At 57.4% G+C, this 21,102-nt stretch carries 23 protein-coding genes; 15 read left to right on the top strand and 8 right to left on the bottom strand.

The window, feature by feature from the left end:
• Window positions 1-47: 47 nt before the first annotated feature.
• From ACR0LN_RS13495 to ACR0LN_RS13475, 5 genes are all read left to right on the top strand, one after another.
• A complete protein-coding gene (locus ACR0LN_RS13495) occupies window positions 48-1,133 on the top strand; it encodes a polyamine ABC transporter substrate-binding protein (protein ID WP_480430290.1) in 1,086 nt (361 codons plus the stop codon).
• Between the two features lie 68 nt (window positions 1,134-1,201).
• Window positions 1,202-2,329 (top strand): ABC transporter ATP-binding protein, encoded by a 1,128-nt coding sequence (locus tag ACR0LN_RS13490; RefSeq protein WP_480430288.1) that lies wholly within the window; start codon window positions 1,202-1,204, stop codon window positions 2,327-2,329.
• Window positions 2,329-3,219 carry an ABC transporter permease subunit gene (locus tag ACR0LN_RS13485; protein ID WP_480430286.1) on the top strand — a complete coding sequence of 297 codons (891 nt, stop codon included), beginning with the start codon at window positions 2,329-2,331 and terminating at the stop codon, window positions 3,217-3,219. The genes ACR0LN_RS13490 and ACR0LN_RS13485 overlap by 1 nt, the downstream gene beginning before the upstream one ends.
• On the top strand, window positions 3,216-4,034 hold the full coding sequence (locus ACR0LN_RS13480; RefSeq protein WP_480430285.1) for an ABC transporter permease: 819 nt from the start codon (window positions 3,216-3,218) through the stop codon (window positions 4,032-4,034). The genes ACR0LN_RS13485 and ACR0LN_RS13480 overlap by 4 nt, the downstream gene beginning before the upstream one ends.
• Entirely contained in the window at window positions 4,031-5,332 is a 1,302-nt protein-coding gene (locus ACR0LN_RS13475; protein WP_480430283.1) for an NAD(P)/FAD-dependent oxidoreductase, read from the top strand. Before ACR0LN_RS13480 ends, ACR0LN_RS13475 begins: the two co-directional genes overlap by 4 nt.
• A gap of 3 nt (window positions 5,333-5,335) precedes the next feature.
• Here the strand turns inward: ACR0LN_RS13475 and ACR0LN_RS13470 are convergent, their stop codons facing one another.
• The 3 genes from ACR0LN_RS13470 to ACR0LN_RS13460 all read right to left on the bottom strand — a co-directional run bounded on the left by ACR0LN_RS13470 (window position 5,336) and on the right by ACR0LN_RS13460 (window position 8,146).
• Entirely contained in the window at window positions 5,336-6,136 is an 801-nt protein-coding gene (locus ACR0LN_RS13470) for a phosphotransferase family protein (RefSeq protein ID WP_480430282.1), read from the bottom strand.
• 121 nt (window positions 6,137-6,257) lie between these two features.
• Window positions 6,258-6,923 carry a flagellar hook capping FlgD N-terminal domain-containing protein gene (locus ACR0LN_RS13465; RefSeq protein ID WP_480430280.1) on the bottom strand — a complete coding sequence of 222 codons (666 nt, stop codon included), beginning with the start codon at window positions 6,921-6,923 and terminating at the stop codon, window positions 6,258-6,260.
• A 2-nt stretch (window positions 6,924-6,925) separates the two neighbouring features.
• Window positions 6,926-8,146, bottom strand: coding sequence for a flagellar hook-length control protein FliK (locus tag ACR0LN_RS13460; protein WP_480430278.1), 1,221 nt, complete (start codon window positions 8,144-8,146; stop codon window positions 6,926-6,928).
• Window positions 8,147-8,257: 111 nt separating this feature from the next.
• Between ACR0LN_RS13460 and ACR0LN_RS13455 the strand changes: the two genes are divergently transcribed.
• From ACR0LN_RS13455 to ACR0LN_RS13430, 6 genes are all read left to right on the top strand, one after another.
• A complete protein-coding gene (locus tag ACR0LN_RS13455) occupies window positions 8,258-8,539 on the top strand; it encodes a rod-binding protein (protein WP_480430276.1) in 282 nt (93 codons plus the stop codon).
• On the top strand, window positions 8,523-8,882 hold the full coding sequence (locus ACR0LN_RS13450) for a flagellar biosynthesis protein FlgN (protein WP_480430275.1): 360 nt from the start codon (window positions 8,523-8,525) through the stop codon (window positions 8,880-8,882). The genes ACR0LN_RS13455 and ACR0LN_RS13450 overlap by 17 nt, the downstream gene beginning before the upstream one ends.
• A 209-nt stretch (window positions 8,883-9,091) precedes the next feature.
• A complete protein-coding gene (locus tag ACR0LN_RS13445) occupies window positions 9,092-10,303 on the top strand; it encodes a flagellin N-terminal helical domain-containing protein (RefSeq protein WP_480430273.1) in 1,212 nt (403 codons plus the stop codon).
• Between the two features lie 77 nt (window positions 10,304-10,380).
• Window positions 10,381-10,755 carry a flagellar biosynthesis regulator FlaF gene (gene flaF / locus ACR0LN_RS13440; protein ID WP_420585931.1) on the top strand — a complete coding sequence of 125 codons (375 nt, stop codon included), beginning with the start codon at window positions 10,381-10,383 and terminating at the stop codon, window positions 10,753-10,755.
• Window positions 10,755-11,156 (top strand): flagellar biosynthesis repressor FlbT, encoded by a 402-nt coding sequence (flbT, locus tag ACR0LN_RS13435; protein ID WP_480430271.1) that lies wholly within the window; start codon window positions 10,755-10,757, stop codon window positions 11,154-11,156. The genes flaF and flbT overlap by 1 nt, the downstream gene beginning before the upstream one ends.
• The gene (locus tag ACR0LN_RS13430) at window positions 11,093-11,944 is read left to right on the top strand and encodes a DUF1217 domain-containing protein (RefSeq protein ID WP_480430269.1); all 852 of its coding nucleotides are present in this window, start codon (window positions 11,093-11,095) and stop codon (window positions 11,942-11,944) included. Before flbT ends, ACR0LN_RS13430 begins: the two co-directional genes overlap by 64 nt.
• Before the next feature lie 17 nt (window positions 11,945-11,961).
• On the opposite strand, the gene ACR0LN_RS13425 is transcribed toward ACR0LN_RS13430, so the two are convergent.
• The 3 genes from ACR0LN_RS13425 to ACR0LN_RS13415 all read right to left on the bottom strand — a co-directional run bounded on the left by ACR0LN_RS13425 (window position 11,962) and on the right by ACR0LN_RS13415 (window position 14,600).
• Window positions 11,962-13,533 (bottom strand): DUF427 domain-containing protein, encoded by a 1,572-nt coding sequence (locus ACR0LN_RS13425; RefSeq protein ID WP_480430268.1) that lies wholly within the window; start codon window positions 13,531-13,533, stop codon window positions 11,962-11,964.
• 106 nt (window positions 13,534-13,639) lie between these two features.
• Complete coding sequence (locus ACR0LN_RS13420) at window positions 13,640-14,341, bottom strand: winged helix-turn-helix domain-containing protein (RefSeq protein ID WP_480430266.1); 702 nt, start codon at window positions 14,339-14,341, stop codon at window positions 13,640-13,642.
• On the bottom strand, window positions 14,313-14,600 hold the full coding sequence (locus ACR0LN_RS13415; RefSeq protein ID WP_480430264.1) for a hypothetical protein: 288 nt from the start codon (window positions 14,598-14,600) through the stop codon (window positions 14,313-14,315). Before ACR0LN_RS13415 ends, ACR0LN_RS13420 begins: the two co-directional genes overlap by 29 nt.
• 177 nt (window positions 14,601-14,777) lie before the next feature.
• On the opposite strand from ACR0LN_RS13415, the gene ACR0LN_RS13410 reads away from it, so the two are divergent.
• The 4 genes from ACR0LN_RS13410 (at window position 14,778) to ACR0LN_RS13395 (ending at window position 18,735) form a co-directional block, all read left to right on the top strand.
• On the top strand, window positions 14,778-15,266 hold the full coding sequence (locus ACR0LN_RS13410; RefSeq protein ID WP_480430262.1) for a hypothetical protein: 489 nt from the start codon (window positions 14,778-14,780) through the stop codon (window positions 15,264-15,266).
• Window positions 15,267-15,374: 108 nt separating this feature from the next.
• Window positions 15,375-15,992, top strand: a complete 618-nt coding sequence (locus ACR0LN_RS13405) for a ribonuclease HII (RefSeq protein WP_480430260.1) — start codon at window positions 15,375-15,377, stop codon at window positions 15,990-15,992.
• A gap of 108 nt (window positions 15,993-16,100) precedes the next feature.
• Entirely contained in the window at window positions 16,101-17,201 is a 1,101-nt protein-coding gene (locus ACR0LN_RS13400) for a DNA methyltransferase (protein WP_480430259.1), read from the top strand.
• A gap of 145 nt (window positions 17,202-17,346) precedes the next feature.
• Window positions 17,347-18,735 carry an adenylate/guanylate cyclase domain-containing protein gene (locus ACR0LN_RS13395; RefSeq protein WP_480430258.1) on the top strand — a complete coding sequence of 463 codons (1,389 nt, stop codon included), beginning with the start codon at window positions 17,347-17,349 and terminating at the stop codon, window positions 18,733-18,735.
• 77 nt (window positions 18,736-18,812) lie between these two features.
• Here the strand turns inward: ACR0LN_RS13395 and ACR0LN_RS13390 are convergent, their stop codons facing one another.
• Together ACR0LN_RS13390 and mutY are read right to left on the bottom strand one after the other, a co-directional pair.
• The gene (locus tag ACR0LN_RS13390; protein WP_480430256.1) at window positions 18,813-19,949 is read right to left on the bottom strand and encodes an alkane 1-monooxygenase; all 1,137 of its coding nucleotides are present in this window, start codon (window positions 19,947-19,949) and stop codon (window positions 18,813-18,815) included.
• 68 nt (window positions 19,950-20,017) lie between these two features.
• Entirely contained in the window at window positions 20,018-21,073 is a 1,056-nt protein-coding gene (gene mutY, locus ACR0LN_RS13385) for an A/G-specific adenine glycosylase (RefSeq protein WP_480430255.1), read from the bottom strand.
• Between the last annotated feature and the right edge of the window lie 29 nt (window positions 21,074-21,102).

Below are 21,102 nucleotides of genomic sequence, written 5' to 3'. Positions count from 1 at the left end.
AATCCAAAAAAACGGGAAAATACCCGTACACTTGCAGGGAGAAGAAAATGAAACTGAAAACGCTGACGATGACAGCGATCATCGCCTTGGGGACTTCGGCGGCCTTCGCCGAAGAGGTGCGTGTCTACAACTGGTCCGACTACATTGATGAGGACCTTCTGGCCAAATTCGAAGAAGAAACCGGTCTGACGCTGATCTACGACGTGTTCGACAGCAATGAGGTTCTGGAGACCAAGATGCTGGCCGGTGGTTCGGGATATGATGTGGTCGTGCCGTCAGGAACTTTCCTTCAACGACAAATTCAGGCTGGCGCATTTCAAGAGTTGGACGCCGCAAAGCTGTCAAACGCGGGCAATCTTTGGGACGTGATTCAAGAGCGTACCGCAGGATATGACCCCAACAACGCCTATTCGATAAACTATATGTGGGGTACGACGGGCATTGGCGTAAACGTAGACAAGGTCAAAGAAGCCTTGGGTGATGACGTTGCGTTGAACAGCATGGATCTGGTGCTGAAGCCAGAGAACATGGAAAAGCTTGCCTCGTGTGGTGTGCATTTCCTGGACGCGCCTGCCGAAATGATTCCGATGACATTGCAGTATATCGGCGAAGACCCTGACAGCCACGACCCGGATGTTATCAAGAAAGCCGAAGAGGTTCTGGTCAGCGTTCGTCCGCATATCCAGAAGTTCCACAGTTCGGAATACATCAACGCACTGGCGAACGGTGATATCTGCGTGGCAGTCGGTTGGTCAGGTGACATTCTGCAAGCGCGGGATCGTGCGGCTGAGGCTGACAATGGCGTGAATATCGAATACCACCCCTTTGCCGAAGGCTCGCTGATGTGGTTCGACCAGATGGCGATCCCGGCAGATGCCCCGAACCCGGAAGGCGCGCATAAATTCCTCGACTTCATTCTGGATGCCAACAACATGGCTGCCGCGTCGAACTATGTGTATTACGCCAACGGCAACAAGGCGTCACAGGAGTTTCTCGAGGAAGATGTGATCGGTGACCCTGCCATCTATCCTGATGATTCAACGATGCAGAACCTCTACATTACGACGCCATACCCGTCGAAAACGCAGCGTGTCGTGACGCGCATGTGGACCAAGATCAAATCGGGCACCTGACCGGTTGTCTGTGCAGGGCGGTATGGGCTGCCCTGCACTCTTTTCCAGACCGATGAACGGGGGCGGTTTTGAACTCTGATGTCTTTGCGCCGTGGGATGACCCGCAGGCGAAACCTTTGATCCAATTCCAGAATGTCACCAAACGGTTCGGGGCTTTCACGGCCATCGACAATCTGTCACTGGATATCTTCGAAAAAGAATTCTTTGCCCTGCTGGGGCCGTCCGGCTGCGGCAAGACCACCATGATGCGGATGTTGGCCGGGTTTGAGACACCGACCGAAGGGCACATCATCCTTGGCGGTCAGGATATCGACCCGATCCCGCCGAACAAGCGGGCGGTGAATATGATGTTCCAGTCTTACGCGCTGTTTCCGCATCTTAGCATTTGGGAAAACATCGCCTTTGGTCTTCGTCGGGACAACATGCCCAAGCACGATTTGGAAGACCGCGTTGAAGAGATGCTGCGCCTGACCCGGCTGGAACAATTCGCCCGTCGCAAGCCGCATCAGATCTCTGGCGGGCAAAGGCAGCGTGTGGCGCTGGCGCGGTCCCTGGCTAAGGCGCCGAAACTGCTGTTGCTGGATGAACCGCTGGGCGCGCTAGACAAGAAACTGCGGCAGGACACGCAGTTCGAGCTGATGGACATTCAGGAGAAGACCGGCACCACTTTCGTGATCGTGACCCACGATCAGGAAGAGGCAATGACCGTCGCCAGCCGCGTCGCCGTGATGGATCAGGGCAAGCTGATGCAGGTCGCCACGCCGGATCGTATCTATGAAAATCCGAACTCGGTTTATGTCGCGGATTTCATCGGCGATGTGAATATCATTGAAGGCCGCGCCTCGACCAATGGCGAAGATACCTATCAAATCGACTGGGCTGAAGGGCAGGCGCCGTTAACCGCAACCTCTGCCACCGGATTTTCGCAAGGGCAGGCGTGCCATCTGGCAATCCGGCCCGAGAAAGTGACAATCTCGGCAGATCGCCCGGCAGATGCAATCAACGCGGTACAGGGCAAGGTGCATGACATCGCCTATCTGGGCAACCTGTCCACCTATCACGTCGAGCTACCCAATGGTACGATTATCAAGGCGCAGACGGCCAACACCCGCCGTATCTCGCGCCGGTCATTTACTTGGGAAGACCCGGTCTGGCTGTCCTGGACAGCGACGGCTGCGGTTTTGTTGGCGAACTGATGCGCCGCGCGGTTCTGATAGCCGTTCCCTATGTCTGGCTGCTGGCACTGTTTCTGGTGCCGTTTTTCATCGTCCTGAAAATTTCGCTGTCGGACACCGAGCTTGCCATCCCGCCCTATACTCCGACACTGGACTTATCACAGGGTTGGGCCGGGATCAGAGAATTCCTCAGCCAATTGGATTTTGAAAACTTTGTCTGGCTGACCGAGGATGATCTGTACTGGAAGGCGTACCTGTCCAGCGTCAAGATCGCGGTGATCTCGACCTTTCTGACATTGCTGGTGGGCTACCCGATCGCCTACGGCATGGCACGCGCGCCCGTTGAATGGCGGCCCACGCTGATGATGCTGGTGATCCTGCCGTTCTGGACCTCATTCCTGATCCGCGTCTATGCATGGATGGGTATTTTGTCGAACGAGGGTTATTTGAACCAGCTTCTGCTTTGGACGGGTATCATCTCAACCCCGCTGACGATTCTGAACACGCAAACCGCGGTCTATATCGGCATCGTCTATACTTATTTGCCTTTCATGATCCTGCCGATCTATTCGTCGCTGGAACGGATGGATGGCTCGCTGATCGAAGCTGCCGAAGATTTGGGCTGTTCCCGCCTGCAAGCCTTCTGGCTGGTGACGATCCCGCTATCGCGCCCGGGTATTATCGCCGGGTGTTTCCTTGTCATGATCCCGGTGATTGGTGAGTTCGTGATCCCCTCGCTGTTGGGCGGCTCGGGTACGCTGATGATCGGCAAGGTGCTGTGGGAAGAGTTCTTCTCGAACCGCGACTGGCCGGTGGCCAGTGCCGTGGCGGTGGTTCTATTGCTGATCCTGGTGATTCCGATCGTGCTGTTCCAGCGCAACCAGCAAAAACAGGCGGAGGCTGAACAATGAACAAGCTAAGCTGGTTCAACACCGTTTCGCTGACGCTGGGGTTCGCGTTTCTGTACATCCCGATGATCATTCTGATCATCTTCAGCTTCAACGAAAGCAAACTGGTCACCGTCTGGGCAGGGTTCTCGACCAAATGGTATGGTGAGCTTTTCCAGAATCAGCAGCTTCTGGATTCGGCCTGGGTGACTTTGCGCGTCGCCGTTTTCTCGTCGACAATCGCAACCGTCTTGGGAACGGCTGCGGCCTATGTGCTGGTGCGGGGTGGGCGTTTCTTTGGTCGCACCCTGTTCTCTGGCATGATCTATGCGCCGCTGGTCATGCCCGAAGTCATCACCGGCCTGTCGCTGTTGTTGCTGTTCATCGGTATCGGATTGGACCGGGGCATCCTGACCATCGTTCTGGCTCATACAACCTTTTCGATGTGCTTCGTTTCGGTTGTGGTTTCTTCGCGCCTAGTGACCTTTGATCAGTCGCTGGAAGAGGCCGCGCTGGATCTCGGATGCTCTCCGGCGCAGGCGTTTCGTTTGGTAACTTTGCCGATTATTGCGCCTGCGGTGATTTCAGGTTGGTTGTTGGCTTTCACCCTGTCGCTGGATGATCTGGTGATCGCCTCGTTTACATCAGGACCGTCAGCGACGACTTTGCCGATGCGGATATTCTCAGCCGTACGTTTGGGGGTAAGTCCCGAAATTAACGCGCTGTCCACGATCATGATCGCGATTGTGACAGTGGGCGTCATCACCGCCTCATTGGTCACGAAACGCGCGATGATGCGTCAAAAGCAGGATGAAATGGCTGCGGCACGGACCGGATGAAACGGCTGTTCCCCGCCTATACCTATGGTTCCGGCCCACGGACCAACTGCTGGTGGGATGAGACGATTCCCAGCCCGGACTGGGCGGTACTGCAAGCTGGTCTGAGCGTCGATGTCGCCATCGTCGGTGGTGGCTTCACCGGAGTTTCTGCTGCTCTGCATCTCGCCGAAGCTGGCGTCTCGGTCGCTGTGCTAGAGGCGGAAACACCCGGATGGGGGGCTTCGGGTCGCAATGGCGGGTTCTGTTGCTTGGGTGGATCGAAACTCAGCCACGTCGCGATGGTGCGCCAGTTCGGCGAAGCCGCCGCGCGTGATTATGCGCAGGCTGAAAAGGACGCGGTTCACCTCGTTTCTGATATGCTTGGAGCTCATAACATCGACGCGGACGTGCATTCCAAAGGCGAGACCCAATTGGCCCACACCGCCCGAGCGATGGAGAAACTACGCCGCGAAGCCGAGGCCACGGGCACCCTGCACGAGCCCAGCGAGCTGCCGGGGCTTGGCTTTGGCAGCGGCTTTTACGGCGGATATACCAACCCGGTCGGATTTGCCCTGAACCCCCGAAAATACCTGTTCGGATTGGCGCACGTGGCCAAGGTGCAGGGAGTGAAATTATTCCAGAACAGCCCGGTTCGGACGCTTGAAAGAACCACGACCGGTTATGATGTTCACACGCTCTCGGGTCGAGTGAGTGCACAGAAGGTGCTGATCTGCTCCAATGGCTATTCCAGCGAGGACCTGCCGCCCTGGATGTCGGGACGCTACATGCCCGCGCAATCCACGGTTTTGGTGACCCGTCCCCTGTCCGAATCCGAGATGCAGGCGCAGGGTTGGACCACCGATCAGATGGCCTATGACACGCGCAACCTGCTGCACTATTTCCGGCTGATGCCGGACCGGCGGTTTCTATTCGGGATGCGTGGTGGTCTGCTGTCGTCACCACGGGCCGAGACCTCCATTCGTCAAAAAGCAGCGCAGAATTTCCGGCAGATGTTTCCTGAATGGTCAGAGGTTGACGTCACCAATATGTGGTCCGGCATGGTTTGTCTGTCGCGGAATCTAACTCCCTATGCCGGGCCAGTTGCGGATCACCCGGACCTGTTCGCCGGTTTTGCCTATCATGGAAACGGAGTGGCGATGGGGACTTATTGCGGGCGGGCGCTGGCGCGAATGGTGCTGGGGCAAGATACTGGGCTTCCTGCTCCGATTTCGCGTCCCCCGGGGCGGTTTCCACTTGGGCGTTGGCGGCGCGTGTTGATGCCCCCTGCTTATGCGGTGATGGCCCTGTTGGATATGTGACGGCTACAGCGTTGCGAACTCCAATTCGAACCCCACCCCATAGTCCGGCGCTCCGTTTTCGGCACGCCACAGGCAATAGGCCGCCATTCGCCACGCGTACAAACTGCGCAGGGATTGGAACCGCTCCACAATACCCGAGTCGCCATAAGCGGCCAGAAACTGTGTTTCTTCCGCTTGGGTCAACACTTCCCCCCGGTACAAATGCTGCATGGCAGGCGACAGAAACAGGGCTAGGTCTTCGCACGGGTCACCCTGCGCCGGACATTGCCAGTCGATGAGGGTCAATCCTGATTGCGCGACCAGAACATTCCCGGCAACCGGGTCGCCGTGAATCAGGCAGGTGCGGGCAGTTGGTGGGACTTGTTCGTCAGGACGCATGCGGTCCAGACGGTGCCGCGCCATCGACGTACAGCCTGCAAGAATGTCCTGCCCGTGCTGGATCAGATCCTCACTGCCGTTGCATCCTTTGGGTGCATCAATGGACAGATCCAGAGTATGAAGCTGATACAGCAGTCTTGCCACCTGAGCCGACCCCTCGCGCCAGGGCGAGCCCGGCGCATGATCATAGAATACCCAGTGACCGTCCGCGTGCCGACCCGTCGCGCGCAGCCGCGGCACAAAACCTGTATGTGCCAGGTCTTTTAAGCAATTCGCCTCCAGCATGGGGTCGTTGCGGAACAACGGATTGCGCAACCCGGAACGATAAAGTTTCAGAACCTTTCCACCGTTTTCCTCAAGCACTTTCCAGACTTGATTTGTGCGTCCGCCATACAGTTTTTGAAACTGAGCATCCGTCGCAATCAAATTTTGACTGCGCAGGTCGTCAACAAGATCCAATGGGGGGCAGGTCGGTTGAGGCAGAGGGTTCACCGGTACAAAAAGCGAATCGCAGGTTGCACTGGTTTGGCCTGTCGCGACCTGCAGATCAAGCTCCGGTGCGAACCGCAGTTACCATCCCGGCCGGAACGACCGTGCCGCTTTCCAATGTCAGCAGGACAGAGTCGCCGTCGACCTGCGCCTCGACCACCTTATTGTAGGATGCGACCGGCTGGACCGACAGCAGTTCCTCACCATCATAACTTTCCAAAGTGGCTGAGTAGTTGCCTGTCGGTAGCAGGCTGCCGTCGCTTGCCGTGCCGGCCCAGTCAAATCCGGTTTCAGTTGGCAAGATTTTGACCCTGTCGATCACCTTGCCGTCGCCGTCCCGGATCACAACTACCGCGCGATCGGACGAAGGAGCGGCTTGCGCGGACAAGGCCACTGGCTCGCCATCAAAACGAAACGCCTCAGTTGTTTGGACATCCATACCGACCCAACTGGCGAGTTCTTCCAGTTTTGTGCCGCCCAATGACAGCACCAATTCCGACAAAAGATTATTGCCCTGTACTTGCTGCTCGACCATCGAGAATTGCGCCAGTTGCGAGGCGTATTCGGTGGAATCCATCGGCTCCAACGGGTCCTGATTCTGGGCCTGGGTGGTCATCAGAAGAAGGAACGTGTCAAAATCCGATGCGACTGAGGTCGCCAATGACTGAGGCGTGGCCTGAGATTGCGTGTTGGTCTGAGTCGTGGATTGCGTTGGCGAAATCATGGTCAAAGCCTCATGTCTATCCTCCCATCGGGGCTCAGCCGTGATGGGGTCGGTCTTGCGTCTGTGGTTTGCTCGGAGTTCCGGGCCGAATACTGAGAGTCCTCCGCGCGATCGGACTCATCTCGTTGCGTGTCTGCGGAGTTGCCCAGATCAATCGACAGGTCACCCAGTCCAAAGTTCTTAAATTCAGCCTCTAAATCCGAGATATGGCGGCGCATCATGTCTAGCGTTTCGGGGCGCTCTGCCGTGATGGTCAGGTGCAGGCCATCGTCGCGGCCATTCAATACGATCGAAACGCGGCCCAATTCTTCGGGGTTAAGCGCCACTTCGATGGTACCGGACTGCGAGCGCACATTGATAGCGGTCGCCATCTGGCTTGCAATGGCGCGCGCCGTTTCCGCGCGGGCCGAGGTGGTCAATGCTTGCGCAGCCGCCCCTGAGTCACGCGCCGATTGCACCGCAGAGGTTTCTCTGGCGGCCTGCGCGTCTTCAATCTCGGGGATCGGCTGAGTATCCGCCTCAACTGCCGTTTTCTCAACGGCCATAAGCTGCATCTGTACGACGGATGGCGCTCGATCCGGCGGCGTTGGTTGCTGCGTGGTCGGGCGAGGCGGGGGCGGTTCTTGCGCTGCGTCATGGCCCGGCTTAGCGAAGGCCGAAAGCTCAGGGATCTGTTTCGGGCGCGGTTCCGCAGGTGTCCAAGCCTGCACCACATTTTGCGGTTTGCGGGTGGTTTCGGCTGGTACATTCGATTGCGCAGCCCCCAAGATCAGGGTCTGAATAGCCGGAGGAACTGCGGTCTGTGTTTCTGTTCCTTGCGATTCGATGATTGTAGTGCGCAAGTCACCGCCCTGGACAGGTTCGGCGTCTGTGACAATCCCGATGGGCGCTGAATTGGGTTTCGCAACCTGCACCTCAATCACGGGGTGCTGAGCGGTTTGTGGTTTAGAAAGATGTAGTTCGATAGGCGGTTGATCTTCGGACGCTACAGTGATGTCTAAGACCTCGCCTTCTGTATCGGTCCCTTCCAACACACTTTCTGCATCGAGCTCCTGAACCAGAAGGTCAGCCGCTTCCGGTTCACCAGATTGTGGGCCTGTCTCCTGCTCCATGACAGTTTGAAAGGTTGCTGCCCCGTTGGGTTCACGCGCCTCTGGCCGTGCGGGATTGGGTTTCACGGCGGTGTTCGGCGCTGACATCATCATTGAAAGAGGGTTGGGCATTTTGCTCCGACTCCGTTTGTCTGACCGGAAATCTGCCCGCAGGAAGTTACATTTATTTTAACCGCTTTCACCTTTGATCGAGAAAGTTCGATGCAAATTTCGGAGAAAGCGATGAAGATTTCTACGAGCCTTCCCACCTCACACCCCCCAACGACAACTGAGAAACTCAAGGCTGCTGCCGTTGAGCTGGAGGCCGCGTTTTTGGCCGAGATGCTGAAATCCTCGGGATTGGGCGAGTCACGCGACACCTTTGGTGGAGGCGCTGGAGAAGACCGATTCTCGTCCTTCCTCATGCAGCATCAGGCCCGCGCGCTGGCCGAATCCAGCGGCATTGGCCTGTCCGAGATTCTGTTTCAGTCCATGATGGAGAAAACCAATGTCGACCAAAACTGACACCGACCTGATCCGATCCCTAGAAGAAGTGCTGGACCTTGAGCGCACCGCGCTGGTCTACGGCGATCTGGATCGGTTGAATCACATGGCACCTGAAAAAGAAAAACTGATCGGTGCGATAAATGAGCTTCAGGTCTTTGAGAGCGCCGAGTTGATTCGGCTGCAAAAAAAGGTCGAGCGGAACCAGGCATTGTTGAACAGCGCCGCCGAGGGGATTCGCGCTGTGGCCAGTCGGATGGCCGAATTGCGCCGTGTTCGGCAGGAATTCAGCACCTATGGCGCGGATGGGCAACGCAACGGGTTCACCGTGCGGCGCAATGCAAAGCTGGAAAAACGGGCATAGCAGCGGGTTTGATTCAAATCCGAATCTTCTGGCTGGCGCGCTTTAGCACTCCGTTAGGAGATCAGGGGCAAAGGTGGCCGGGCACCTGAAACAGCGGGTGGCGCGAACAGCCCGACGGCGGATCGCACGGATCAGAAAGACGTCAAAGCCCGCCAGTGGTGCGGGGTAAGCATGGGCGCAAAGGGCCCGAACGGAAAAGGAAGAAAGCTATGTCCAGCATTCTGACAAACAATGGCGCAATGGTGGCGCTGCAAACCCTGAAATCGGTCAACAAGAATCTGGAAATGACCCAGAACGCGATCTCGACCGGTAAGGACGTCGCGACCGCGAAGGATAACTCGGCCGTCTGGGCGATCTCCAAAGTCATGGAATCCGACGTTAAGGGCTTCAACGCGATCAAGGACAGCCTGGCGCTGGGTGAATCGACCGTTGCGGTGGCGCGAAACGCGTCGGAAACCGTGACCGATCTGTTGACCCAGATGAAAGAGAAGATCGTCTCGGCGCAGGAAGACAACGTCGACCGGGCCAAGATCAACGATGACGTGACCGCCTTGCGGGATCAGATCGAGTCGGTTGTGGGTGCGGCCCAGTTCAACGGGCTCAACCTTGTGGATGGCTCGGCGGGGTCTGCCTCGATCCTGGCGTCGTTGGATCGTGACAACCTGGGTGGCGTGACCCCTTCATCCATCACCGTAGCTGGTCAGGACCTGTCGACCGGTGGCTATACTGCCAATGACATTTTCTCGGGCAGCTCGGCGGGTGCGTCCGCCAATGGTGATACCGTGGCCATTGCGCTCAACAATGGTGGCGGCAACGAACAGATCGAAATCGCCGAGAATGGTGCGGCTTTTGCAGCCGGGGACAGCGTCAGTCTGTCCGTAGGTGATCAGACTGTGTCCTACACTGTTACAGCGGATGACGCGGCGTCCACGACTACAGCCGATATCGTTGCGGTTGCGCTGAAAGCGAAGGTTGATGAGCTGGGAGTCGCCGGTCTGACCGTTGACTATGACAGCGGTACGCCCGGCACCCTCAACTTTACCAATGGCGGCGGCAACGACCTGACAGTCAGCGGTCAGTTCACAAACGCTGGTTCAGGTGGTCTGGGTGCCCTGTCTTCGATTGACGTTTCCACCAGTGCAGGTGCGTCAGCCGCTTTGGGCACCATTGAATCGCTGATCGACACGTCGATTGACGCGGCGGCGGCCTTTGGCTCGGCGCAGGGTCGTATTGAGACGCAGCAGGATTTTGTGTCCAAACTGACCGACTCGTTCAAGTCCGGCATCGGTTCGATGGTTGACGCCGACATGGAAGAGACCTCGGCCCGTCTGCAGGCCCTGCAGGTACAGCAGCAGCTGGCCACTCAGTCGCTGTCGATCGCCAACCAGGCGCCGCAGTCGATCCTGTCGCTGTTCCGTTAATCTCCGGAACCTGGTCGGGGCGTTAAAATGCGCCCCGACCATGAATGACCAACGACGGCCAATTGGAAGGATTTCAAGTGACACCGCAAACTCTTGCACAACGTGCCTATGCGCAGACCGCCGCCCCGACCCGTACCCCGCGCGACACCGAATACGAGGCGATTTCCAAGATCACGCATCGGCTCAAGGCCGCGGCCGCCCGGCGCAAGGCCGACTATGGCGGGTTCGTTCAGGCGTTGCACGAAAACCGTCGCTTGTGGACCGTTCTGGCAACCGGCGTATCCGATTCCGACAACGCTCTGCCCAATGAATTGCGCGCGCGGATCTTCTACCTGGCAGAGTTCACGGAACAGCACAGCAGTCAGGTGTTGGGCAACAAGGCCACCGTCGAGCCTCTGCTTGAGATTAACATGGCTGTCCTGCGTGGCCTGCGGCAGATGGGGGCAACTTGATGGGGGGGCTGGTTCTGAAATTGGCCCCGAAAGAGAGGGTGCTGATCAACGGCGTGGTCGTTGAGAATGGGGATCGCCGCAGCCGGTTCTCGATCATGACGCCGGACGCGAACGTGCTACGTCTGCGTGATGCCATTCATCCGGATGAAGTGAACACTCCGGTGCGGCGGGTGTGTTATGCCGCCCAGCTTGTTTTGTCAGGCGATATAGAGCCAAACCACGCTCGGCAACAGCTTTTGCGCCGGGTAGAGGAATTGAGCCAGGTGTTCACTGATGCAGACAGCCGTCGGGTGTTGTCTGAAGCCACCGAGGCTTTGCTGGCCGAGCAGTATTATAAATGTCTGAAATCGCTGCGCGCCTTGCTGCCGCGCGAGGAACGGTTGATGGCGTATCAGCAATGACCTTTCAGCCGGTCGTCCCGTCAGGTGGCATCGTTGGCTGGCGCTTTCTGCAACGCACGTATGAGGCGCAGCTTGAAAGCTTTTCGTCCTCGGCTGTCAATGAACGGGAAAGGCAGTACTTTCTTGAGAATATCGGCAATGTGGAAACAGCCGAAGATTTGGTCTCGGACCGGCGTTTGTTGCAGGTTGCGTTGGGGGCCTTTGGGTTAGAGGGAGACATCAACAACCGGTACTTCATCCAGAGGATTTTGTCCGACGGCACCACCGCTGATGACGCGCTGTCTAACCGACTGGCCGACAAGCGCTATCGCGAGTTTTCCGAGGCATTTGGCTTGGGTCCCGGCGAAGTGCGCAGAACGGGTTTGATCACGTTTATGGAGGATATTGCGCAGGACAACGTGGTCTCCCGGTTCGAGATAGCTGTGGGTCAGGCGGACGAGGCGATGCGCATTTCGCTCTATACCCAGCATAAATTGTCGGAACTGGCGGCGCAGGATAGCAGCGGGGACACCAAGTGGTTCGATCTGATGGGCCAACCGCCCTTGCGCAGCATGATGGAGACGGCGCTTGGTCTGCCGTCCAGCTTTGGTCAGCTGGACATCGACAGGCAGCTTGAAGTGTTCAAGGACAGGCTGTCACGCCTGACCGGATCAGATGATCTGGCGCAATTCACCGATGAGGCTGCTGTTGCCACATTGACGGACCAATATTTGGCGCGCAGCCAAATTGCCCAGTTGCAAAACACGATATCCCCGGCGCAAACCGCGCTGATCTTGCTGGGTGGATAGCGCCGTTGGCTGAAGGTTCAGGCGTTCAGCACGGCGTCTGCTGATGTCCTCAGTGCATAGGACGTTACCGGCCGCGATACGTTGTGCAGTTTGACGTCTCCAAGCGGCAGGGCATTGGCGCAAGCGGGTTGAATATCGGCTGAGACGACAATCCGGTGCCCCACTGTTTTTCCGTATTCCCCAAGGCGGGCAGCAACATTCGCAGCTTGTCCTATAACAGTAAAATCCAGCCGTTCACGGGAGCCGACGTTGCCGTAAGTGACACGCCCGTAAGCAACACCGATTGAGCAATCGCAATGGGCGTCAGTTCCGGCAAGACGCAACTCGCCGAGCTTCTCAACGATTTCGACGGCCGATTTTTGCGCGTTGCCTCTTGCGACGATTGAATTTTCACCTTCGGGAAAGACGGCCAGCACAGCGTCGCCGATAAACTTTAAAACCTCTCCACCGTTTTCATGCACGATGCCCGATACGGTTTCAAAAAAATCGTTCAGCAGATTGATATAGGCAGTGCGCCCAAGCTGTTCTTCCAGACTTGTCGAATTTCGCAGGTCGCAGAACATGATCGCGGCGTCAATCTCATCGCCATCGCCGCGCCGAATCTCGCCGCCCAACACGCGCGCGCCAGAGCGTTTGCCCACATAGGTTTCCAGTAGAACCTGCGCGTTTTCGCGCTGCATGAACACCTCGTAATACCGGGCAATCACGGCGGAGCATTCGAAGACCAGCCCAAGGTTTTCTGTGGTGAATCCGTCCGGGTGATCGCAGGTTAGGGTCAGAACATTGGTCCGGCCATCCGAGAACGGCAAAGGCATGGCGACATAGTCAGTCGCGCCCTTGGCCCGCAGATCCTCCATAATCGGAAAGCTGTTATGAGGGTTATCGTCGTTCAGCCGTTGACGCACGCCGCCCAGCCCGTTCGAGACGTGGCGCAATGGGCTGTTGATATAAGCCGGATGGTCGTGGATTTCATAGGTGGGTACATTGGTCGAAATTTCGTCCTCGCCTTTTTCCCAAATATAGTGCTTGCCCGCAATGAGGGGGTGCAGGGACCACGCCAGAATACTGAGGCGTTGAATCGCAATACCGTGCTCTAACATTTTTTCGGCCAGCGCTTTGGTAAAGTCTTCAGGAGTGCCATTATCAGACGCACCGCGCATTAACCAATCGATCAGCGGGCCGCTGATATTACCATCTTCAGGCTCCCGCAGGGTGTTGTCCCCCAGATCGACATGTGTGTAGGCGTTGGGCATAAAGCCGACACATCCCTGGATGGCGATACTTTCTGGCAACGCTTCTTCATAAGCCCAGACAGAGTTGGTCAAACGCTGGCCATTCAGAATGACGTCGTGATAAGTGGCCGTGCCCTTGAAGGGGCAAAAGGTCTGCAATTCGGTTTCTTCGCCAAGGTCCACGCAGACATCCGCGCGCGGCACATAAATCGTCGCGGGCAGCCGCGTTTCATACATGACCTTGGCATTGGAGCTTTCGGCCAGAAGAATTTCATCCCGGTATATCGCGATCCGACCAGTCAGCGGCTCGACCGAGATTCCATAGCCTTTAGTCTTGGGTGTGGAATGGACGTTCATTATGAGACTCCCTGACGCGAGTCTTTATAGGATGGGGTTTTGAACGCCACATTCCAAGGGGTGTAACCGGCATTTTACCGCACGTGCACTGTGCGATGCGAAAGGATCAGACCATCTGAATCACGTCTTTTTCGATCGAAAGCATATAGCCCTTTTTGGCGATGTTTTTGACCAGTAATTCGCTGACCATCTGATTGCCCAAAGCATCGCGCAGCCGTTTTATCCGGGTGGCTCCTGCGGCTTCGTCACAGTCGGCGGCATCTTTGCCCGAAATCATGGCTTCGATCTGAACGCCCGACAGGACCTCGTCATCAAGTCGGGATTCGGCCAGCACTGACAGGGTCTCCATCGCGGCTGGGGTCAGTTTGAAATCCATGTTGTTCAGGTAAACGGTGTTTTCTTCTCGGCTAATCAGCAACGAGGTCACCTGAATGCCGGTGCGTTCGATCTGTGCCATCCGCCGGTTCAAAGTGACAAGCATCACCAGAAAGACCAACGCCGTGACCAGCATGGCGGTCGCGAAGACCAGCAGCACGAAAATCACCATCCGGTAGCTCGACAATGTGTCGGCAAAGGCAGTGCCGGATTGGGCCAAGATCTCAAGCAGCCGGATTTCGGTCTGCGACGTCAGATCGCTTTCGATGAACAACCGCTCGACCCGCGCGTTGAAGGCGTTTGCATCGGGCAGGGTCCAGAACAGGAAGATCGCCGCCGTCACCAGAATCACCACGATGGCCGCGATGCCTGCCCCGACCAGTCTGACACCGGATCGGCGGGCCTCAGTAACGGAGATAGAATTTTCCGGCATTGGCCTTCCTTTTGTCCAACCCTTCCGGTCCGAATACGGACATGACGTTCAGCAAGGTCCAGCCGGACCCTTTCAGGCGCTGGGCGACCTCTTTCTTGGCCTTTCCTTTGCCGCAAGACGACACCTGCATGACGCCATAATGCAGACGCAGCGGATTATCCTGCTTGGCCTTGTAGTCGGCATAGCAATCAGCCGCCGACGCGGTGGTACCAAGCGATATCAGGGCCAGAACGGCCAGAGAAGATAGGATCTGTTTCATAGGCCGCATCCTGCGCATGGGTCGGCAGGATATTCAATAACATAAGGGGTTTCGGGGCGCTGATATCGGATAACACCGACCCGTTATTGCTTGTCTGAACGGGGGGCAGCCAGTGTCAGGCCATCGAACTCATAGCCCAGTAAAGGGTCACCTCAAGACTATTGAAGGACAAGCACCATGCATAAGAAATTTATCGCCCTTATTGTTGCGTCGGCTGTTGCCATTACTGGCATTTCGGCGTCGCAGGCGCGGGCGGCCGATGCAAAGGATATCCTTGGAGGGCTGGCAGCAATTGCGTTGATCGGCGCCGCAGTGAAGCACTTCAGCGACGAAAGAAAAAAGAACACCGTGACGCATAACTACAATCACATATATAAGGCGCCTCAGAACCATGTGTACAAAAAGCCGAAGCACAGGCCGCACCACATCCGCCCGCTGCCGCAGCGTGTCGCGCGATATGATCTGCCGCAACGATGCTTGGTTAAGTTCGGAGGGTATTCGCCCAGGCAAAAGCTTTGGAGCCAAAAATGCCTGAGCAAGTATTACAAACACAGCAATAGCCTGCCCAATCAGTGCAAAGTCGAATTCTGGGACGGCAAAAAGGTCAAACGGGCGTACCACCCCGGTTGTATGCGCCAGAAAGGATATCGGGTGAGTAAAAGGTAAAGGTTTCGAGCAGGAGCGGCGTCACAGAAGCGCTGCGCAGGAGAGGGTGGCGTAAGCTGCCCTCTCTTTTTTCTTGCGATGAGAGGCAAAACGAGGTTTGCCCAAGGGATGACGACTCCGGATTATGAACTTGAACAGGCGCTGCTGGCGCGGGGCTGCACACGGATTGCGGGCGTGGATGAGGTTGGCCGGGGGCCGCTGGCCGGGCCGGTGGTCGCCGCGGCGGTTATCCTGAACCCGGATGATATTCCCGAAGGACTGAATGATTCCAAAAAACTGACGGCCAGACGCCGAGAAGTATTGGATTGCGCACTGCGGGAACGGGCCGAGTTTTCGGTGGCCGAAGCCTCAGTGACCGAAATAGACGAGATCAATATCCTGCGCGCCTCGCATCTGGCGATGGCGCGGGCAGTGGCGGCCTTGGATCCGGCGCCAGATTTTCTGTTGATTGATGGCAATATGATACCTCGGGGTCTGAAAATTCCGTCGCAGGCCGTGGTCAAGGGCGACGCGCGCTCGGTGTCGATTGCGGCGGCTTCGATCATTGCCAAAAACTGGCGCGATCAATTGATGGTGGATTTGGCGCAACAGCATCCGGGCTATGGCTGGGAGACAAACGCCGGATATCCGTCGAAACAACACAAAGAGGCGCTGCGAAATCTTGGCGTGACCCCACACCATAGACGTTCATTCAAACCAGTACACAATATCTTGTATCAAGAGTAAATCGTAAGTCGCTGATTCAAAAAAGAAATTGACGGCGATTCGACTTTGACTCATCCTTGTCTCAACCAAATGAGCGCAAAAGCGCCGTGGATACTTGAGGCAGTACGAATGACAACGACCACCAAAAAGGGCGCAAAAGCGCTCCCTTTAAACACGATTCTATCCGGGGACTGCATCGATGTGATGAACAGTCTTCCCGAGGCGTCCGTTGACCTGATTTTTGCGGATCCGCCCTATAATCTGCAGCTGAAAGGTCAGTTGCACCGTCCCGATAACAGCCAGGTGGATGCGGTTGACGATCACTGGGATCAGTTTTCCAGCTTTGGCGCCTATGACCAGTTTACACGTGACTGGCTGAAGGCCGCGCATCGTCTGCTCAAGCCGAACGGCGCGATCTGGGTGATTGGCTCGTACCACAATATCTTCCGCGTGGGCACGGCGCTGCAGGACGCGGGATACTGGATTCTGAATGATGTCGTCTGGCGCAAGTCGAATCCGATGCCGAATTTCCGCGGCAAGCGGTTCACCAATGCGCATGAGACGATGATCTGGGCGTCCAAGCGAGAGGGCGCGAAGTACACGTTCAACTACGAAGCGCTAAAAGCGTTGAACGAAGGCGTGCAGATGCGCAGTGACTGGGTACTGCCGATCTGCACCGGGCATGAGCGCCTGAAAGACGAAAATGGCGACAAGGCCCATCCGACGCAAAAGCCGGAATCGCTGTTGCACCGTGTGCTGATCGGCTCGACCAATCCGGGTGATGTGATTTTGGACCCGTTCTTTGGCACAGGTACGACTGGTGCGGTCGCCAAGATGCTGGGCCGCGAATTCATCGGCATCGAGCGCGAGGAAAGCTATCGCAAGGTTGCCGAAAAACGCATCGCCAAGGTTCGCAAGTTCGACCGCGAGGCGTTGGAGGTCAGCGCCAGCAAACGCGCCGAGCCGCGCGTCCCCTTTGGTCAGTTGGTCGAACGCGGCATGCTGCGCCCGGGCGAGGAACTCTATTCCATGAACCAGCGTCACAAGGCCAAAGTTCGGGCCGATGGCACGCTGGTGGGCGACAATGTCAAAGGCTCGATCCATCAGGTGGGCGCACATCTGGAAAACGCGCCGTCCTGCAATGGCTGGACCTATTGGTGCTTTAAACGCGACGGCAAGACAGTGCCGATCGACGTGCTGCGCCAACAGATCCGGGCCGAGATGAACTGATTTTACGAACACCGCCGGTGCCTGTGGCCTGACACTAGGCACTACGCCTTGCCCCGCCGACCACGGCGGGGTCTTTTGTTTTGTCGGGCATCTGGTTTGAAACTGCGCCTTCTGTATCCTGCGTTGCAGTGAAGGAGCTTGTGCAATGTCGGATGTTTCAGTCAGCGAGTCCCGCTTTGGCCGGTTCTTTGTGACGCGGCCTGACAGCTACGATCTGGATAACAAATACACCGAAGCCGCGCTGGAGCGTCACAAACGCGAAGGGCTGGAACTTGCCGTCCGCGCCCGCTGGATCGCGATGGCGTTGACTGGTGTGTTGCTGATCTTCCTCAACCCGCAATGGGAAGTTCTGTGGTATCACTTCGTTTTATTAATTATCTGCGCCAACGGTTGGTTGATACGCCGAGCAGGTCGAGTGGGACAGTCGCGAACAGAATTGCTGCTGATTTTTGTGGACTTGCTGATCATGACTTTGGCCATGATCGTACCCAACCCGTTCAGTGACGATGTTCGGCCTTTGGCCATGCAATACCGGTTTGATAACTTTCAATATTTCTTCATCATTCTGGCGGCTGGAACCCTGGCCTATTCCTGGCGGACGGTGGTTGCGATCGGGTCTTGGACTGCGATGATTTGGACGGCTGGATGGGTTATCGCGTGGTGGGTTGCGACTCCGATCCCGGGCATCAGCGAGCGTGTGGCCGAGGCGTTGGCGGGTTATCCGGACGTGGCAGAACTCATGGACCCCAACAGCTTTCTCCCTAACCTGCGCATTCAGCAGGTTGTTGTGTTCGTGATGGTGGCGGTGACGCTGGGCGTGTCGATGCGGCGGCTCAACCGGTTGCTGATGACCAATGCCGGGTTGGAGCGGGAGAGGGCAAATCTGTCGCGCTATTTCTCGCCGAACGTGGTGGAGGAGCTAAGCCAGAACGACGAGCCGCTAAAGCAGGTGCGCAAAGAAAACATCGCGGTTCTGTTCATCGACATCGTCGGGTTCACAAAATATGCCGCAGGGCGTGACCCTTACGAAGTGATTGAGGTACTGCGGGGCTTTCATGCCCGAATGGAAGCTGAAGTATTCCGCCATCATGGAACGCTGGACAAGTATCTGGGCGATGGCTTGATGGCCACGTTTGGCACTCCGGTTCCGACGTCGCAGGACGCCAGTAATGCCGTGGCCTGCGCCCGCGATATGGTTGCGGTGATGGATCGCTGGAATGTTGAACGCCGCCGCGCCGGAGAGCCCGAGATTCATGTTGGGATTGGGGTCCACTATGGCTCGGTCGTTTTGGGTGATATCGGGGCCAACCGGCTGGAATTTGCGGTAATTGGAGATGCGGTGAATGTGGCGGCCAAGCTGGAGGCGATGACCCGCGAATTTCAGGCAAGAGTTGTCGTAAGTGATGCGATCCGTGACCGGATGGGTGCAGAAGGTCATCGTGTATCCGAGTTGATGGAAGGATTTGAGACACACGAAAATCGAGCGGTTCGAGGAGTAGAGAAACCGATGGATGTCTGGGTTTGGGCGCAGTGAAGGCTCCCGCCGATCTGCCATGCATCAAGATGCAAGGCAGATCGTTGGGCCGGGCAGCGCGCTGACGCGCGCTGCGGTCACGCGCGCGGCAGCGGGTTCTGCGATGTGTTGTAGGGTGCCCAGTCCGTGACCTCGGGGTAGTATTGACGTCGCCAGGCACGGACGCGTGGGTTCATGACGCGGCGCCAGAGCGGCGGGATCATGGCCGCCACAGTCATAACAGGATAGCCATAGGGCAGTTGTGGGGCTGTATCTTCGTGGTGGTGCTGCAACAGCGGAAAGCGGCGGTTGGGTTTGTAGTGGTGGTCCGAGTGGCGTTGCAGATTGATCAACAGCCAGTTTGACGCTTTTTGTGATGCGTTCCACGAGTGGCGGGGCTGGACGTGTTCGTATTTGCCCTCGCCCAGATGTTTCCGGGTCAGGCCGTAGTGCTCGACATAGTTGACCAGTTCAAGCTGCCAGATCGCGACCCCGGCCTGGATCAGGAACAGGGTGAGACCGGACCAGCCACCTATTGCGAAAGCCAGTCCCAACATAGCGCCTTGCAGAGCCCAATAGCGCCAGAAGGGGTTCGCAGGGTCAGTCCAAGGGCGGTCTTTGCGGGCCAGCTTGTCACGCTCGGCCCGAAAGGCAGAGAGCAGGCATTGTTTCAGGACACGTGGGTAAAAGCGGTGGAAGCCCTCGTTATAGCGCGCGGTGACGGGGTCTCGGGGGGTGCCAACATAGCGGTGATGGATCAGCAGGTGTTCCGAGCGGAAATGAGAGTACAGCACCATCGCCAGAAGAAAATCGCCCAGCCAGCGTTCCAAACGCCCTTGTTGATGCATCAGCTCGTGGCTGTAGTTGATCCCGATTGTGCCCGAGATCACGCCCATGCCAAAGAACAGCCCGACCTTGGCTGCTGTCGACAGGTGGTCGGTATGTGTGGCGTACCAGATCAGACCAAACAGGGTCAGGAATTGCACCGGAACCCAGAGCTTGGTCAACAGGATATACCAGTGCAGGTTGGAATCGGGTGTATCGGGGTCGGCGTTGTTCAATTCCAACCCCGTGACGCGGTCCAGCACCGCAAAGGCCCACCACGTCGACAACGGCACCAACAGGACCCACCAACCGCCCGCTAAAGCGGTGAACCAGACAAGCGGGATCAGCAGAAACGAGATCCAGAATGGCAGGGCCGGTTGCCAGCGGGACAGGGTCTCTGATGAAATCATGGGGCGGCTCCGAACGATCGAGCTCAACCTAGCGTCAGTTCCAGCGACCGCACAATACTGACCGTAGGTTACCGGTTGCGCCAGAGATCATGGGCCTTGCGCATCACAGTTGGCAGGTCGCTGGGGCGGAAATCGTGTTTCTCGATGGCGATTAGCCTGTTGGGCGGCGAATCGGCTGAGACCGAGGCGGACCAGATGCGCAGGATCAGGTGGAAATGGGTAAAGGTGTGACGCACTTCGCCCGGAAGGATTTGCCAATCTGCCTTGAACGGTGGGGATTCAACCGGTGCCTCGGTCCAGTCGGACCCCGGCCAACCCAGCATACCACCCAGCAGCCCTTTATCTGGGCGACGTTCCAAATACAGGGCACCATCGGGGCGTTGGGCGATATAGATGTGGCCGTACCGCGTGGGTTTGGGCTTCTTCGGCGTCTTGCGCGGCAGCTCGGCCTGTGTTCCGGCCGCGCGCGCCTGACAGGGGTCGCGCAGGGGGCAAATGCCACAGGCCGGAGATTTCGGAGTGCAGATCGTGGCGCCCAAATCCATCACCGCCTGCGCATAGTCGCCGGGCCGCGCATCCGGCGTCAGTGCGGCAGCTTTGTCTTTCAGCAGGGGTTTTGAACCTGGCAGCGGCGCATGGATGTCGTAAAGCCGGGCCATGACTCGCTCGACATTGCCGTCCAGCACCGTCTCGGGCCGATCGAAGGCGATCGCCGAGATGGCGGCGGCGGTATAGGGGCCGATACCGGGTAGCTCCAACAGGGCGTCGTAGGTGTCTGGAAAAACGCCTTCGTGGTCTTCGGCCACAACACGGGCGCATTTCAGCAGGTTGCGGGCGCGGGCGTAATAACCCAACCCGGCCCATTCTCCCATGACCTGATCATCCGGCGCAGCGGCTAACGCCTGAACTGTGGGCCAGCGCGTGGTAAAGCGCATAAAATAGTCGCGCACGGCGGCCACGGTGGTCTGTTGCAGCATCACCTCGGATAGCCAAACGCGATAGGGATCGGGCATGACACCTGCTGCGCGGTCCGCCGGGCTGACACGCCAGGGCATTTCGCGGGCATGGCGGTCGTACCAGGCCAGTAACGCCCCGCTCAGGTCTGGTTGAATGCTGTCACGCAATTTTTAACTATCTCCCTGTCGGGTTTCGC

The organism is Ruegeria sp. AA6, from assembly GCF_056542865.1.
This window is presented reverse-complemented; position numbering and strand designations above follow the sequence as displayed.

What these genes read in the sequence shown, in the direction of transcription:
- ACR0LN_RS13495 (WP_480430290.1), top strand. Translation starts at nt 48, where the DNA reads ATGAAACTGAAAACGCTGACGATGACAGCGATCATCGCCTTGGGGACT.
- ACR0LN_RS13485 (WP_480430286.1), top strand. Translation starts at nt 2,329, where the DNA reads ATGCGCCGCGCGGTTCTGATAGCCGTTCCCTATGTCTGGCTGCTGGCA.
- ACR0LN_RS13480 (WP_480430285.1), top strand. Translation starts at nt 3,216, where the DNA reads ATGAACAAGCTAAGCTGGTTCAACACCGTTTCGCTGACGCTGGGGTTC.
- ACR0LN_RS13475 (WP_480430283.1), top strand. Translation starts at nt 4,031, where the DNA reads ATGAAACGGCTGTTCCCCGCCTATACCTATGGTTCCGGCCCACGGACC.
- ACR0LN_RS13465 (WP_480430280.1), bottom strand. Translation starts at nt 6,923, where the DNA reads ATGATTTCGCCAACGCAATCCACGACTCAGACCAACACGCAATCTCAG.
- ACR0LN_RS13460 (WP_480430278.1), bottom strand. Translation starts at nt 8,146, where the DNA reads ATGCCCAACCCTCTTTCAATGATGATGTCAGCGCCGAACACCGCCGTG.
- ACR0LN_RS13455 (WP_480430276.1), top strand. Translation starts at nt 8,258, where the DNA reads ATGAAGATTTCTACGAGCCTTCCCACCTCACACCCCCCAACGACAACT.
- ACR0LN_RS13450 (WP_480430275.1), top strand. Translation starts at nt 8,523, where the DNA reads ATGTCGACCAAAACTGACACCGACCTGATCCGATCCCTAGAAGAAGTG.
- ACR0LN_RS13445 (WP_480430273.1), top strand. Translation starts at nt 9,092, where the DNA reads ATGTCCAGCATTCTGACAAACAATGGCGCAATGGTGGCGCTGCAAACC.
- flbT (WP_480430271.1), top strand. Translation starts at nt 10,755, where the DNA reads ATGGGGGGGCTGGTTCTGAAATTGGCCCCGAAAGAGAGGGTGCTGATC.
- ACR0LN_RS13430 (WP_480430269.1), top strand. Translation starts at nt 11,093, where the DNA reads ATGTCTGAAATCGCTGCGCGCCTTGCTGCCGCGCGAGGAACGGTTGAT.
- ACR0LN_RS13425 (WP_480430268.1), bottom strand. Translation starts at nt 13,533, where the DNA reads ATGAACGTCCATTCCACACCCAAGACTAAAGGCTATGGAATCTCGGTC.
- ACR0LN_RS13420 (WP_480430266.1), bottom strand. Translation starts at nt 14,341, where the DNA reads ATGCCGGAAAATTCTATCTCCGTTACTGAGGCCCGCCGATCCGGTGTC.
- ACR0LN_RS13415 (WP_480430264.1), bottom strand. Translation starts at nt 14,600, where the DNA reads ATGAAACAGATCCTATCTTCTCTGGCCGTTCTGGCCCTGATATCGCTT.
- ACR0LN_RS13410 (WP_480430262.1), top strand. Translation starts at nt 14,778, where the DNA reads ATGCATAAGAAATTTATCGCCCTTATTGTTGCGTCGGCTGTTGCCATT.
- ACR0LN_RS13405 (WP_480430260.1), top strand. Translation starts at nt 15,375, where the DNA reads ATGACGACTCCGGATTATGAACTTGAACAGGCGCTGCTGGCGCGGGGC.
- ACR0LN_RS13400 (WP_480430259.1), top strand. Translation starts at nt 16,101, where the DNA reads ATGACAACGACCACCAAAAAGGGCGCAAAAGCGCTCCCTTTAAACACG.
- ACR0LN_RS13395 (WP_480430258.1), top strand. Translation starts at nt 17,347, where the DNA reads ATGTCGGATGTTTCAGTCAGCGAGTCCCGCTTTGGCCGGTTCTTTGTG.
- ACR0LN_RS13390 (WP_480430256.1), bottom strand. Translation starts at nt 19,949, where the DNA reads ATGATTTCATCAGAGACCCTGTCCCGCTGGCAACCGGCCCTGCCATTC.